This is a genomic window from Zhongshania aliphaticivorans (genome assembly GCF_001586255.1).
GTDB lineage: Bacteria > Pseudomonadota > Gammaproteobacteria > Pseudomonadales > Spongiibacteraceae > Spongiibacter > Spongiibacter aliphaticivorans.
Window position 1 is genome coordinate 795,225 of sequence record NZ_CP014544.1, and the last position, 13,757, is coordinate 808,981.

The following is a 13,757-nucleotide window of genomic DNA, read 5'->3' on the forward strand; positions in this document are numbered from 1 at the left end:
CCCCTTATTACTTTTATCATCCTTATTTTGGGAGGAATTACTCCGTGAATCCCGTTACTAAAACATTCCAGTGGGGCGGCCAAACTGTCACTCTGGAAACCGGTCGTATAGCCAGACAGGCTAGCGGTGCGGTATTGGTTACTATCGATCAAACTCAAGTTCTGTGTACTGTGGTTGCAGCAAAATCTGCCAAGCCAGGTCAGGATTTCTTTCCGCTATCTGTGCACTACCAAGAGCGCACCTACGCTGTGGGTAAAATCCCTGGTGGTTTCTTTAAGCGCGAAGCGCGTCCCTCTGAAAAAGAGACGCTGACGTCACGTTTGATCGACCGTCCGATTCGTCCACTGTTTCCCAAGGGTTTCCAGAACGAAGTTCAGGTTATCTGTACGGTAATGTCTGCAGACAAAGTAAACGATCCAGATATCGCAGCGCTGATCGGTACTTCTGCAGCGTTGGCTATTTCTGGCGCGCCGTTCGCTGGCCCAGTTGGTGCAGCCCGTGTTGGTTTCACTGCCGAAGACGGTTATATCCTTAACCCGACGTTTGAACAGCTGAAAACCAGCATGCTGGACATGGTTGTTGCTGGTACTCAAGACGCCGTATTGATGGTTGAGTCAGAAGCTAAGCAGCTGACTGAAGATCAAATGCTCGGTGGCGTACTTTACGCTCACCAAGAAATGCAAGCGGTTATCCAAGCCATTAAAGAGCTTGCGGCAGACGCGGGCAAACCTTCTTGGGATTGGCAGCCAGAAGCGGAAAATACTGCTTTACTGGGCGCCGTTGCCGAAGGCTTTAAAGCCGGTTTGGGCGATGCCTACCGCATTACTGACAAAATGTTACGTTACGCCAAAGTTAGCGAATTGCGCAATGAAGCGATCGCTGCATTAGCAACTGGTGAAAACGCCCAGTACAGCGCCGATGATGTGAAAGGTGTTTTTGCCAAGCTGGAAAAGCAAATTGTTCGTCAGCGTATTCTTAATGGCGAGCCGCGTATCGATGGCCGTGACGGCCGCACTGTACGTCCAATTAATGTTGAAGTTGGCGTATTGGGCAAAGCTCACGGTTCTGCATTGTTTACTCGCGGTGAAACTCAGGCGATTGGTGTGGCAACATTGGGCACGTCTCGCGACGGCCAGTTTGTTGACGCATTGCAGGGCGAGTTTAAAGACCACTTCCTATTGCACTATAACTTCCCTCCCTACTCAGTAGGCGAGTGTGGTCGTATGGGCAGCACAGGTCGTCGTGAAATCGGTCACGGCCGGTTGGCACGTCGCAGCTTGGAAGCGGTATTGCCGAGCGTTGAAGAGTTCCCGTACACCATTCGCGTTGTATCAGAGATTACTGAATCTAACGGTTCAAGCTCCATGGCTTCGGTCTGTGTTGGCAGCTTGTCTTTGATGGATGCCGGTGTTCCGCTGAAGGCGCCTGTTGCTGGTATCGCGATGGGTTTGGTTAAAGAAGGCGAGCGCTTCGCTGTTCTGACCGACATCCTGGGCGACGAAGATCACCTTGGCGATATGGACTTTAAAGTTGCTGGTACCGCCGACGGCGTAACGGCGCTGCAGATGGACATTAAGATCGAGGGTATTACCCAGAAGATCATGGAAGTCGCTCTGGAGCAGGCTCAGCAGGCTCGTTTGTTGATTCTTGGTCAGATGAACCAAATCTTGGCTAGCTCGCGCAGCGATGTGTCAGACAACGCGCCAAGCATGCACGTGATGAAAGTCGATTCTGACAAGATTCGCGACATCATCGGTAAAGGCGGCGCCACTATTCGCGCAATGTGCGAAGAGACTGGTGCGCAGATCGATATCGAAGACGACGGCACTGTCCGCGTTTACGGTTCTGATGCTGCCTCACGTGACGATGCGGTTAACCGTATTCTGGCGATTACTGCTGAAGCTGAAGTCGGTGCAATTTACACCGGTAAAGTGGCGCGTATCGTTGATTTTGGTGCCTTTGTTACGATTCTGCCGGGTAAAGACGGTCTGGTACACATCTCACAGATTTCAGATGAGCGTGTCGAGAACGTTAGCGACTACCTGACCGAAGGTCAAGACGTACAGGTTAAAGTCCTAGACGTTGACGCCCGTGGCCGTATCAAGCTGTCCATTAAAGAAGTTGCAGCGGAAGCGGCAACTGAAGAGCAAGGTGAGCCTGCCGCTGAATAAGCGCTGCTTTCTTGCTTGAGCTAAACCCCGCACTGCGGGGTTTTTTTTTGTCTCGATATTTACGTTACTTGCTATTTGGCGCACTAAATTTGCCGTAGACAGTATGGCCCGCTGTGGTAATCTTCGGGTGCGGTTAAAAATGTATAAAACAACAAAGGGGATTTTGAATGAAAAAATTACTATTGGCCTCGGCTGTAATGGCTTTTTCTAGCGCTTCGTTCGCGGTTGCACCGGGTGGACCGAATTGTGGTTGGGGCAATATGCTGTTTGCCGGTCAATCTGGATTGCCTTCGCATTTGGTTGCGTCAATCACCAATGGCACGTCTGGTAATAACACCTTTGGCATGACCTTGGGCACCAACGGTTGTTCAGCCGACGGCACCTTGACCTACGGCGGCAAGAAAATGATTAATGTCGGCGCTATCATGGACGAGTTCTCTGAAGACGTTGCCCGTGGCGATGGCGAAGCATTAACGGCTGTTGCAGTGTCACTGGGTATCAGTGCAGAAGATCGCCCGGTATTTAAGGCGGCAATGCACCAGCACTTTGACAGCCTGTTCCCACAGGGTGATGTCAACGCCGATGCGGTGGTGGCGTCCATGTTTCAAATTATGAAAAGTGATCAGCGCTTAGCGAAATACGCTGCCTAAATTTCTTTTTATCAGTGCGATAACGGTCCCTCGGGGCCGTTTTTTTATACAAGGAATTTTATGACGCGTTTACTCGCTGCAATGATGGGGTTTGTATTCTGCGTTCCCGCCTTCGCCGTAGATGCTGCTCGTCAGGGCGTAGACGTAAGCGCGCTGGCACAGAGTAATTCATGGCGAGCTTTGCTGCATATTCCCCGGGGCGAAAATAAACACAGCTATATTGATGACCCCCGGTTTTTTCTTGCTAAAGACGGTCCAAGTAATCGGACTGCCGAACTTGTTGCAACATTAGCTGCTTTTGCGCAGGACCCTCAGTCAACGGCCTGCCGTTTTCCCGCTCGTTACCAATGGCTGCAGCAGCGGGGTGTATTGCCACCAACCTTGTTGGCGCACTGTGCCGAGTATCAACAGTGGCGGACGCAAACTGATATAAATCGAGTGGTTTTGGTGCTGGCTGCGAGCTATTTAAACAGCCCCTCGTCAATGTATGGCCATACCTTTTTACGGCTTGACCCGGCGGGTGAGCGCAGCGAGAGCGCCTTTTTATCTTACGCGCTGAATTTTGCAGCGAATATTCCCACTGGCGAAAACGGTTTGTTATATGCGTATCGGGGCATCGTGGGGGGATACCCTGGACTGTTCAGTATGCAGCCTTATTATGAAAAAATTCAGGAGTATAGCCGTCTAGAAAACCGCGATATGTGGGCCTACCCCCTGCGTTTGAGCGCCGAACAAATCGATACTCTGCTGGCGCATACTTGGGAATTGCGGGAGATTAATTTTGATTATTATTACTTTGACGAAAACTGTTCTTTCCGACTGCTAGAGTTACTGGAAGTGGCGCTGCCGGACGTGGATTTGACCTCCCGCTTTACCCGCGCGGCAATGCCCATCGATACCGTGCGGGAGGTTATCGATGCTGGTTTGGCGGAAGAGCCGGAGTATCGCGCGTCGAAGCGGGTTGAGCTTGAATTATTGCTGGCGGACTTTAATGGTGAGCAGCGAGAGTTAATAAAGGCGTTGGCGAGAAGCGATGATGCCCTTGCGAGCGCAGAATTTGCTCGCTATTCAGGCCGAGAGCGTCAGGCCATGGCGATGACCGCTTACCGCTATTTGCGTTACAGCGATAATCGCGCGCAGCGCAGCAGCGCGGGGGCTGCGCGTAGTCTGGCGCTGCTGCGTGAAGTGCAGGGTCACGACCGGGTCGAGTGGCCACAAGCGCCATCACCGGCCAAGCCGGATCAGGGACACCCGACATCCTTATTTGCATTGAATGTGGGTTCCCGTGATGACCGTCAGTACAGTACCGCTGAGTGGCGGATTAGTTATCACGATGCTTTAGATTCCGCTGCCGGATATCCCGCGGGTGCAAGCTTGAGCATGGGGCGTGTAGAAGTGCGCTGGCAGGAAGGTCGTGACGCGGGCGATGATAATATTCAATTGCAGCGCTTTGACCCTGTGGCGATCCGTTCATTGGCGCCGCGCAATGGCTTTTTTTCGCCGCTGAGTTGGCAGGTCGACGCCGGGCTAGAGCGTTTAGACGACGCGCCTGAACAGAGTTTGGTTAGTCGTATTAGCGGCGGAGCGGGCTATAGTGCCGACGTGTTGGGTGGCGTGGCGTATGTGCTGCCGGGGCTGCGCTTGGAATATAACGGTGATGCGAAGCAGCATTTACGTCTTGCGCCACACGTCGCGTTGGGACAGTTGTGGCAGGGCGCTGTGCTGGCGACGGAGCTGAGCTTTCGCTACAGTGATTTTGGCGGTGACGGCGAGCGTCGCAGCGTTAGCGTTAGCAGTAATTGGGCCTTGTCGAGCGCGTATGCCCTGCGCGGTTCGGTGGCCTACCGTCACCAACCCTGGGGCGAGTCGACGGGAATAGAGTTGCAATGGCGCTATTATTTTTGAGCTTTAGTCGGATGGTGGCTGTGGCCTTATGCTGGCGCAAACCCGGTGTTTTGCTGCTGTTATGCTTTCAGCTTAGTGCTTGTGAAGGCCTGCTATTTTTTCCGCAGCAGCAATTGTTGCGAACCCCCGCCGATGTTGGCTTGAGCTATAGCGATGTGCAGATCACGGTCGATGACAGCGCTACGCTGCATGGCTGGTGGCTGCCTGCAGTGGGCGACGCCACGGCGACACTGCTATTTGCCCACGGCAATGCTGAAAATATCAGTACTCATTTGGCCAGTGTGTATTGGCTGCCCGCTCAGGGGGTCAATGTACTGCTCATTGATTACCGCGGTTATGGTGGCTCATTAGGCCGACCAAGTGTCGCGTCGGCGCAAGAGGATATTCTCGCGAGTTTGGTATGGTTACAAGATCAGCCTCCGCTACAAGAAACGCCGATTCTGGTCTTAGGTCAAAGCCTGGGCGCGAGTTTGGCGGGCGTCGTTGTGGCGCGTCATCGCAGCGAATTTGCTAATTTAGCAGGGGTGATTTTAGACGCAGGATTTACTGGTTATAGCGCTATTGCCAAGACCGTGGCAGCCGCTAATTACGTGACGTGGCCTTTTCAATGTCCGGTCGCGTGGGCGATGCCCAAGGGCCAGGATTTGATTGCCGAAGTTGCTGAGATTGCGCCGCTGCCGCTATTGTTGATTCATGGCCGCAGCGATCCCGTTGTGCCATATGCAAATGCGGTGGCGCTATACGCTGCGGCCGCATCGCCGCGCCAGCTGCTCAGTTACGATGGTGGTCATATTGAAACCTTTAACCATCCGCATGCGGGCATGCAAAACCGGGCCACCGTCATGGATTTTATTCGCAAGGCGGTGGCCCAGTGGCGCTAAGGCGAATTTGGCCTTTAGTGCTGATGTCCGCCTTCGCCGTGGGCGTGACGGTGACGAATTTCTTCGTCAGTGGCGTCGCGAATGTCCTTGATTAGCACTTTAAAGCTTAAGGTCTGGCCCGCAAGTGGGTGATTGAGGTCAATATCGACCGCAAATTTGCCAACTTTAACCACGGTCGCTTGGCGCATGCCCTTGTCGGTATTGAAGCTAATCGCTTGGCCGGGCTTCATTTTGCCTTCGTGCTTGAGGTATTTAGCAGGAATACGCTCTTGTTTATTGGGCTCTACGTGGCCGTAGGCGTCTTCAGGTGCGAGGGTTACCTCAAACTCTTCGCCCACTTTGTGACCCGCCATGGCCGCTTCTAAGCCGCTGATGATATTGTCGGCGCCGTGCATATATAGCGACGGGGTATCGTTAAAATTGTTTTCTAATACCGTGCCCTGACTATCGCGAAGTTCGTAGTGAAACGACACCACTTTATTTTTGCTGATTTCCATCTTGTCTCCTCGTCGCGATTGGATATCGCACCGCAATCTTAAGCCGCGTATAGTAATCGTGAAATTCGCCCAGTGGTAGCTTTGCCGGGTTGAATATAATGGAGAAACGCTATGGGCGAGGTCATCTCGTTTAAACGTCGCCCATCGGGGCGGAAGGCAGTGAGCAGCTTATGCCGTGAGGGGCATCATAAATGGCGGGTAGATAAGGCTAAGCAGTTTGATGTAAAGCAGGGTAAGTTAGTGACGGTATACCGGTGTGAGCGCTGCGGTGAACAGAAAATCACCGCACATTGAGGTACTTACTGGATTTCGATTGAGCCACCGTGATTGATTTCATCACTGATTAAGGCGAGCCAGTTTTGCGCTTCGTCTAGACCTTCAACGGCTTTGACGACGCAGGCGAGGCCGAGTAAATGCTCGCGGAGTAAAACACGCATTGGTAGGTCGTGTTCCTGGGCTTGCTCTTGTAGGAACAGAAATGCCTGGGCGCTAATGTCGTCGATATGCATCTGCTGCGTATTTTGACGATATTCTGCTAGTCTAACAACTTTTGGGGCGGCCATTTCAGTTCTCCTTTGGTCAACTTGTAATCAAGTATAGGGGGCTGGGCGGATTTAACCCTTCGTAATTACCCGTACGACAGTGAATGTTCACTAGCCTGCATTGCTGCCGTATCGAGGAGTTGTATTAAACTAGGGGCCGAGCACAAGAATGGGTTTACGTCTGTTTGCTGTGATTAGACTCTAGAATCATTGTTTAAGGATTAAATAACACTGTATGTCGGAAACTATCGTGATTGGCGCTGACGGCGTCGAACAAATGCCATTAAAGACCTACACCGAGAAAGCCTACTTGGACTACTCGATGTACGTTATTCTCGATCGCGCCCTGCCAAATATTGCCGATGGCTTAAAACCAGTGCAGCGGCGGATTGTCTACGCCATGAGCGAGCTGGGGCTCAAAGCCAACGCTAAGTATAAAAAGTCGGCGCGCACCGTCGGTGACGTCATTGGTAAATTCCACCCCCACGGTGACAGCGCGGTCTACGAGGCGATGGTGTTGATGTCCCAGGACTTCTCCTACCGTTACCCGCTTATTGACGGTCAGGGTAACTGGGGTTCCCCCGACGATCCAAAGTCATTCGCGGCAATGCGTTATACCGAGTCTAAGCTCACCAAATACGCTGAAGTGTTATTGAGCGAGCTGGGTCAGGGCACGGTTGATTGGGTGCCAAATTTTGACGGCGCGATGGATGAGCCGTCGACCATGCCGGCGCGGGTGCCGAATATACTGCTCAATGGCACCACCGGTATTGCGGTGGGCATGGCCACTGATATTCCGCCCCATAATTTGCGTGAAGTAGTCAGCGCCTGCATACATTTGTTAGATGCGCCCAATGCTTCGGTAGCCGAACTGTGTGAGCATGTTAAAGGCCCTGATTTTCCGACTGATGCTGAAATTATCACACCGCCGGAAGACTTGCGTAAAATGTATGAAACCGGCCGTGGCTCGCTGCGCATGCGTGCGCTGTGGCAGGAAGAGGGTGACGATATTGTTATTACCTCGCTGCCGCATCAGACTTCAGGTTCCAAAGTGCTAGAGCAAATTGCCGCGCAGATGCAGGCCAAAAAGCTGCCGATGGTAGTGGACTTGCGCGACGAGTCTGACCATGAGAATCCCACGCGATTAGTGGTTATACCCCGTTCCAATAGGGTTGATGCGCAAGCGGTAATGAATCACTTGTTTGCCACCACGGATCTGGAGCGCAGTTACCGGGTCAATATGAATATGATCGGCCTTGACGGTCGCCCTCAGGTGAAAAGCCTGGATAAAATTCTTAGCGAATGGCTAGAGATTCGAACCAACACTACGCGCCGTCGCCTTGAATTCCGCTTGGACAAAGTGCTTAAGCGCTTACATATTCTCGACGCCTTATTAATTGCCTTTTTGAATATTGACGAGGTTATCGCCATTATTCGCGAAGAGGAGCAGCCCAAGCCCGTATTGATGGCGCGCTTTGATTTGACGGATACTCAGGCTGAAGCGGTTTTAGAATTAAAATTGCGGCAGTTAGCTAAGCTTGAAGAGATGAAAATTCGCGGCGAACAAGAAGAGTTAGCGAAGGAACGCGATTCGCTAGAGCAAACCCTAGGCTCATCTCGGCGTATGAAAACCCTAGTTCGCAAAGAATTGCTGGCGGTCGCCGAGGAGTTTGGCGACGAGCGCCGCTCACCATTGGTGGTGCGTGCAGAGGCTAAGGCCTTCTTGGAGGAAGATATTGTCTCTGCCGAACCCGTTACCGTGGTTTTGTCGGAAATGGGCTGGATCCGCGCCGGTAAAGGCCATGATATTGACCCAGTGAGTTTGAGTTATAAATCTGGCGACCGCTATAACTTGGTTGCGCGGGGTCGCAGTAATCAGCCTGTGATTATTCTCGACAGTACCGGACGCAGTTATACCGTAGCGGCGCACACCCTGCCGTCGGCGCGGGGCCAGGGTGAGCCGTTAACTGGTCGAATTAATCCGCCTTCCGGAGTGAGCTTTACCGGCATGATGATGGGCGGTGACGAGGGCTATTACTTACTCGCCTCGGATGCGGGCTATGGTTTTATTGCCAAATTGGCCGAGTTGCAGAGCAAGAATAAGGCGGGCAAAGCAGCCTTAACCTTGCCGAACGGCGCAAAAGTGCTACCACCGATTGCCATTGCCGAATTGACCAATAGCTATGTGGTGGCGGTGACGACGGAAGGTCGGATGTTGATTTTTCCTGCCGCAGAATTACCTGTCATGCCGCGTGGCAAGGGCAATAAGATGATTGGGATTCCGTCGGCGCGCCTAGCGAGCCGTGAAGAGTATGTGACGGCAGTGACGATCTTTGGTGAGCGGGACGTGTTGAAGGTGATTTCTGGCAAGCGCCATTTATCCCTTAAGTTTGCTGAGCTCGAACACTATGTGGGTGAGCGCGGCCGTCGTGGTCACAAATTGCCCCGCGGCTTCCAAAAAGTAGATGCCTTGGAGGCCATCAGCCCTAATTAATTAGGGCTGTCTGTAGGGTCTTCGTGTTGGCGTAAACTGTCTTGCTTGAAGGATTCAAGGCTCAGCTTTTTTAGCTGAGTCTGCTGACGCTCAAGCAAGTCGTTATACGGCGACTTCATACCTATTACCTGATTGCCACGGAAATCGCCCCACGCCTCTATACGCTCGTGTTGCCGGCTGCTTTTATCTAGCCAGGTGCCTTTGCCCTCGGCGGTGGCACCGTGCAGTTGATCGATGGCGGCGCACTCCAGTGATGCACACTCCCAATGATCGCCCTCGCCAAGAATATGGGCGATACCGGCGCGGCTGCGTAAAATTTTATCGAGCTTTTGAAATAGCTCGGCGCAGCATAGCGCGCGGAATAGCGGGTGATCGGTGTCGGGCACTTCAAAAAAGCGCAGGCTGATGGCATTGTGGCGATGTACCACTATATCGGCGTGGTAGAGTCTTGCAATGGCCTCGCCTCGGGCGTAGCTGGTGCGCAGGTGTTCGCGGAAACTGTCGGGGGCCATCTGGGCGTGCAAGGCATCGTAGGCCTGCCAGTGGCAGTGCAGCACATAATAATCTTTAAAGCGATTTTTGCCGAGTTTGCTCAGGCGTATTTGGGGTTTGTGGATCTCTTCGAGGAGCTTGCCGAGGCTGTCGCTGCCGCGATACAAGCAATCATCATTGCGCAGCGGTTGCGCTAGTCTGGCCCTCGCCAGCTCTAGGATTTCTTCAATGCGGCGCAACGGTACGGCAACAATGGCGTAGCTAAAGCAGGCAAGCAGTCCGGTTAAAATCAGTAGGGTTTTACCGAGATCGCGAATTTCATCGCCAATTAATTCTCGGCTTAGCGAGAGTTTAACTAAACCTAGGCGGCCATCGGCGGCGACCTGCGCTTCGTAATTGAGGTTTTCTGCGCGCCAGTGGCCTGCTTCTGCGACGGCTTCTTCACGGGCATTCGAAATACTGCCGTAGACAATCAGCGGGCTATTAATATAATCCTGCAGTATGGCTTGTAAACTAACCTTGTCGTTGCGCAGCAGTGCTTGCTGGCTTTGCGAGGCGAGTTGATTGGTCCACTGCTGGCCAATCATGCGGGTGGTTTCCAGCAGTATTTGCTTGCTGGCGGTCATGCTGGTGAGTAATAAGGTTAGGCCAGCAAGCGCGCAAATGAGCGCGGTAATCAATCCGCACTTGGCAGATAAGGGGAGCTTTAGGAGCTGCTTTAGCATTTACTATCATTCCATCCGGAATTAGAAGTTTTATTGGTAATGCGAGTATATCAAGGCTCGCAGCACTTGGGTGGAATCCCGTCAACCGCTACAATACGCCGATTACCGTAGGGGGTGGTGTGAACGAAATCATATTGATCAATATTGCCGGAGATGATCGTCCGGGGGTGACCAGTAGCATTACCGGTATTCTAGCTGACCACGGGGTGAATATCCTCGATATTGGTCAAGCGGTAATACACGATAATTTAGCGCTGGGTTTGTTGGTAGAGGTGCCCGCCAGCGCTGAAGCGGCGAGTATTCTAAAAGATATCCTGTTTCGCACCCATGAAATGCAAATGCAGGTGCGATTCTTACCTGTTAGCCCCGAGAGCTATAATCAATGGGTGACAGGGCAGGGCAAGCAGCGCCACATAGTGACGCTGTTGGCGCGCAAAATCACTGGGCGTCATATTGCCAGTGTCACCGATATTGTGTCGCGTTATGAGCTTAATATCGACCGTATTGACCGTTTGTCTGGTCGGGTGCCATTAGAAGGGGTCGCACAGCAGTCTAAAGCCTGTGTTGAGTTGTCGGTGCGGGGCAATTTAGTGGATGCCTCCGACTTCCGTCGGGAGCTACTGCACTTAGCGAGTGAGCTGGATATTGATATTGCCTATCAAGAAGACAATATGTTCCGGCGAACGCGGCGCTTGGTGGCCTTTGATATGGATTCAACCCTGATTGAAGCCGAGGTCATCGACGAGTTAGCAAAAGCGGCGGGTGTTGGCGATCAGGTTGCCGAGATTACCGAGCGGGCTATGCGCGGCGAAATTGATTTTACCGAGAGTTTTAAGGCGCGAGTTGCCCTGCTTAAAGGTTTGGATGAGTCCGTGCTTGAGGGCATTGCCGCCAGCTTAAAAATTACTGAGGGCGCCGAAAAACTCGTGTCTACCCTAAAACAGCTAGGCTATAAGACCGCGATATTGTCTGGCGGCTTTAGCTACTTTGGCCAGTATCTCCAGCAAAAGCTCGGTATCGATTATGTGTATGCCAATGAGCTGGTGATTCGGGATGGCAGGGTGACCGGTGAGGTTGAGGGCATTGTTGTTGACGGCCAGCGCAAGGCGGAGTTGTTGCGCGACATCGCCCAGCGTGAAGGTTTAAATTTAGAACAGGTTATCGCGGTGGGTGATGGGGCTAACGATTTGCCGATGCTGAGTATTGCCGGATTGGGAATTGCCTTTCGGGCTAAACCCATCGTTAGAGAAAATGCCAAGCAATCGATTTCGACCCTGGGGCTGGATGGTATTTTGTATTTGCTTGGCATCAGCGACCGCCATACCAACTAATGTATGTCGCGGCAGGAGTGCCTCCTGCCGCGAGTGTTAGTTGAACGAGGCAAATTCGTAGTTCATGCTCGGCATGGGTTCGTTCACGTAGCTGCCTTGGATGAAGTCAGGCCCCAATTGCCAAAGCATGGCAAGGGTGGCGGCGCTGCCCACATTAGGAATTAATACTCTGCTTTTAAGCACTTTGGCTTGCGCAACAATATCTTTGATTTGTTCATCGCTCGGGGTGTCGGTTTTTCTAAAACCCGGTTTTACCAAATGCGGCTGAATATGCGATAAAAACTTATTGCCTTTTTGGGCGCGGCCGAAGTTGCGAACACTGAGTGCAGAACCCAATTTCTGCAATTGCTGAGCGAAGTTCAGCGCCGGCTTTAAAGCGTTGGCAATACTCTCTTCATTAAACTGCAAAATCACCGACGACGGCGGTAGGCCCGCAGCTTTAAATGCAACACTTAGCCACGAGCAAAATTCTGGGTCGTGAAAAACATTGCCGCTGAGGTTGATGATGAGTTTTAGGTCTTGGCCGGTCTGGCGTTCTTTGGCCAGTTGTTTGGTCGCCTCAACCACAATCCAGTGGTCGAGTTTGTTGTTGTCGGGTTCTTGTTCTATGACGCGCAATAACTCGCCTGCGGTGACTTCGCCTTCTACCCAGTCTTTGATATCCAATGAGGCTTCGTAGTGGTCGCCGTCGGCGTTGCCGAGATTAATCATAGGCTGGAATAAGAGGGTGAGCCGGCCTTGGTTTAAGGCTTCGCTAGCTAATGAGGTCGCGGCCTCCACGGTGCTGAGCTGTTGACGTTCACGATGACAAATCTCAGCGTTGTTACCACCCGCGAGATAGATTTTTTCGGCGCCGTGGAATAGGGTGTCAAGCAACAAGCTCGCCCGCGGTGGTGTGAGGTGATTTATAGGCATAATCGCAATACTGGCGGTGCACTGCAGTGACTTCTTTTTGATTTCAAAGATGTCATTTTCAATGGCTCTGCACAGTTCCAAGCCCATTTCCAAGGCCGCATCGCTGCCCACGTGGTGGCAGATGGCGGCGATCATGTCGTCGGCAACCCGGCCATAGAATTGGGCGGGCATTACTTCGCGAACATGAACGCTGATCGCCTCGAGTATTTTCTCAACATCAAGCAGGCTCGAACTCTGGCGCAGTCTGCTAAAGCGGTCGAGGGATAACAGGATCAAGGACGAGTCACTATTGCGCTCATTCTCAATGAACTCCTGCAATACCTCTTGAAACCGGTACTTATTGCTCATCTGGGTGCTGAGATCTAGACCGTTGAGCTGATTATTGCTGTCGTTATTATTGAGGCTCAGTTGAATACAGGCTTCACCATCGTAGTTAGCGCTATTGCAGGTAATCAGGGTTTTTATTTCGCGGCCGTCGCTGTGCGCGAAACTAATCTCAAGCTGCTGTTGATCTTTGTTGAGCTGCTGCTTTTTAAGGGCATTTTTAAAGCGGTCCTGGTCTTTGTTGGTGATCAAGTCAACAATGGGAAAGCCTTCTAAATCTTCATTACCCATATGTTCGCAAAAGGGCGCGTTAGCATAAATAATCATGCCGTCGGTGATGTAAGCGAGCGGGTCGAGGTGGTCGGCAAGTAATAGTTCATTGCGTCCTTCCGCTTCTTTAAGGTCAATTTCACGCTGTTTTAATTGGCGACGAAGCGCTTGACTCCGCTGTTCACGGAGCGCGGCGCCCACGAGCTGGGGGATGTCATATTTACTGATAATGTCTGTGATTGCCGGGTCTGGCGGATTTAACGGGTCCCCTTCGCCCATAAATATCAGGGAAATATCGACCTGGTGTTTGCGCAAAATGTGGCCGCAGCGTTGCACGTCAAGTTGCGAGCGCTCGGCATCAAAAATAAGTACATCCCATTGCTTTTCGACAATGACTTCGGCGAGTTTTTCGCCGGTTTCAATGCTCTGGGTATGGGCGACTCGGCCAGCACGCCGACAGCAGGCAATGATTTGTTCGGCGTCATTGTCCGCTAGGCAAAACAGCAGGATATTGATAGCGGTGTCGTTACTCATAATGACTCATTACGTGGTGATGCCTG

At 52.2% G+C, this 13,757-nt stretch carries 11 protein-coding genes; 7 read left to right on the top strand and 4 right to left on the bottom strand.

Annotation, left to right across the window (positions count from 1 at the left end; genetic code table 11):
- Positions 1–44: 44 nt before the first annotated feature.
- The 4 genes from pnp (at position 45) to AZF00_RS03515 (ending at position 5,607) form a co-directional block, all read left to right on the top strand.
- A complete protein-coding gene (gene pnp / locus AZF00_RS03500) occupies positions 45–2,171 on the top strand; it encodes a polyribonucleotide nucleotidyltransferase (protein WP_008250522.1) in 2,127 nt (708 codons plus the stop codon).
- Positions 2,172–2,338: 167 nt separating this feature from the next.
- Positions 2,339–2,821: a DUF3015 domain-containing protein gene (locus AZF00_RS03505; RefSeq protein WP_008250523.1), complete on the top strand. Its 483-nt coding sequence runs from the start codon at positions 2,339–2,341 to the stop codon at positions 2,819–2,821.
- A 60-nt stretch (positions 2,822–2,881) separates the two neighbouring features.
- Positions 2,882–4,726 carry an Lnb N-terminal periplasmic domain-containing protein gene (locus tag AZF00_RS03510; protein WP_008250525.1) on the top strand — a complete coding sequence of 615 codons (1,845 nt, stop codon included), beginning with the start codon at positions 2,882–2,884 and terminating at the stop codon, positions 4,724–4,726.
- The gene (locus tag AZF00_RS03515) at positions 4,708–5,607 is read left to right on the top strand and encodes an alpha/beta hydrolase (protein WP_008250528.1); all 900 of its coding nucleotides are present in this window, start codon (positions 4,708–4,710) and stop codon (positions 5,605–5,607) included. The genes AZF00_RS03510 and AZF00_RS03515 overlap by 19 nt, the downstream gene beginning before the upstream one ends.
- A 14-nt stretch (positions 5,608–5,621) precedes the next feature.
- Here AZF00_RS03515 and AZF00_RS03520 read toward each other — a convergent pair whose 3' ends face one another.
- A complete protein-coding gene (locus AZF00_RS03520) occupies positions 5,622–6,104 on the bottom strand; it encodes an FKBP-type peptidyl-prolyl cis-trans isomerase (protein ID WP_008250531.1) in 483 nt (160 codons plus the stop codon).
- 111 nt (positions 6,105–6,215) lie between these two features.
- Between AZF00_RS03520 and AZF00_RS03525 the strand changes: the two genes are divergently transcribed.
- Positions 6,216–6,398, top strand: a complete 183-nt coding sequence (locus AZF00_RS03525; RefSeq protein ID WP_008250533.1) for a hypothetical protein — start codon at positions 6,216–6,218, stop codon at positions 6,396–6,398.
- Positions 6,399–6,403: 5 nt separating this feature from the next.
- Here the strand turns inward: AZF00_RS03525 and AZF00_RS03530 are convergent, their stop codons facing one another.
- Positions 6,404–6,667 (bottom strand): hypothetical protein, encoded by a 264-nt coding sequence (locus tag AZF00_RS03530; protein WP_008250535.1) that lies wholly within the window; start codon positions 6,665–6,667, stop codon positions 6,404–6,406.
- A 214-nt stretch (positions 6,668–6,881) separates the two neighbouring features.
- Here AZF00_RS03530 and parC point away from each other — a divergent pair, with 214 nt between their 5' ends.
- Positions 6,882–9,140: a DNA topoisomerase IV subunit A gene (gene parC / locus AZF00_RS03535; protein WP_008250536.1), complete on the top strand. Its 2,259-nt coding sequence runs from the start codon at positions 6,882–6,884 to the stop codon at positions 9,138–9,140.
- On the opposite strand, the gene AZF00_RS03540 is transcribed toward parC, so the two are convergent.
- Positions 9,137–10,357 carry a hypothetical protein gene (locus AZF00_RS03540; protein WP_008250537.1) on the bottom strand — a complete coding sequence of 407 codons (1,221 nt, stop codon included), beginning with the start codon at positions 10,355–10,357 and terminating at the stop codon, positions 9,137–9,139. The genes parC and AZF00_RS03540 overlap by 4 nt on opposite strands.
- A gap of 119 nt (positions 10,358–10,476) precedes the next feature.
- On the opposite strand from AZF00_RS03540, the gene serB reads away from it, so the two are divergent.
- The gene (gene serB / locus AZF00_RS03545; RefSeq protein WP_008250538.1) at positions 10,477–11,688 is read left to right on the top strand and encodes a phosphoserine phosphatase SerB; all 1,212 of its coding nucleotides are present in this window, start codon (positions 10,477–10,479) and stop codon (positions 11,686–11,688) included.
- A 36-nt stretch (positions 11,689–11,724) separates the two neighbouring features.
- Here the strand turns inward: serB and AZF00_RS03550 are convergent, their stop codons facing one another.
- Positions 11,725–13,731 carry a sensor domain-containing phosphodiesterase gene (locus AZF00_RS03550; RefSeq protein ID WP_008250540.1) on the bottom strand — a complete coding sequence of 669 codons (2,007 nt, stop codon included), beginning with the start codon at positions 13,729–13,731 and terminating at the stop codon, positions 11,725–11,727.
- Between the last annotated feature and the right edge of the window lie 26 nt (positions 13,732–13,757).

Excerpts from the sequence above, each read along its gene's own strand:
- AZF00_RS03505 (WP_008250523.1), top strand. The coding sequence starts at position 2,339 with ATGAAAAAATTACTATTGGCCTCGGCTGTAATGGCTTTTTCTAGCGCT.
- AZF00_RS03510 (WP_008250525.1), top strand. The coding sequence starts at position 2,882 with ATGACGCGTTTACTCGCTGCAATGATGGGGTTTGTATTCTGCGTTCCC.
- AZF00_RS03515 (WP_008250528.1), top strand. The coding sequence starts at position 4,708 with ATGGCGCTATTATTTTTGAGCTTTAGTCGGATGGTGGCTGTGGCCTTA.
- AZF00_RS03520 (WP_008250531.1), bottom strand. The coding sequence starts at position 6,104 with ATGGAAATCAGCAAAAATAAAGTGGTGTCGTTTCACTACGAACTTCGC.
- AZF00_RS03525 (WP_008250533.1), top strand. The coding sequence starts at position 6,216 with ATGGGCGAGGTCATCTCGTTTAAACGTCGCCCATCGGGGCGGAAGGCA.
- AZF00_RS03530 (WP_008250535.1), bottom strand. The coding sequence starts at position 6,667 with ATGGCCGCCCCAAAAGTTGTTAGACTAGCAGAATATCGTCAAAATACG.
- parC (WP_008250536.1), top strand. The coding sequence starts at position 6,882 with ATGTCGGAAACTATCGTGATTGGCGCTGACGGCGTCGAACAAATGCCA.
- AZF00_RS03540 (WP_008250537.1), bottom strand. The coding sequence starts at position 10,357 with ATGCTAAAGCAGCTCCTAAAGCTCCCCTTATCTGCCAAGTGCGGATTG.
- AZF00_RS03550 (WP_008250540.1), bottom strand. The coding sequence starts at position 13,731 with ATGAGTAACGACACCGCTATCAATATCCTGCTGTTTTGCCTAGCGGAC.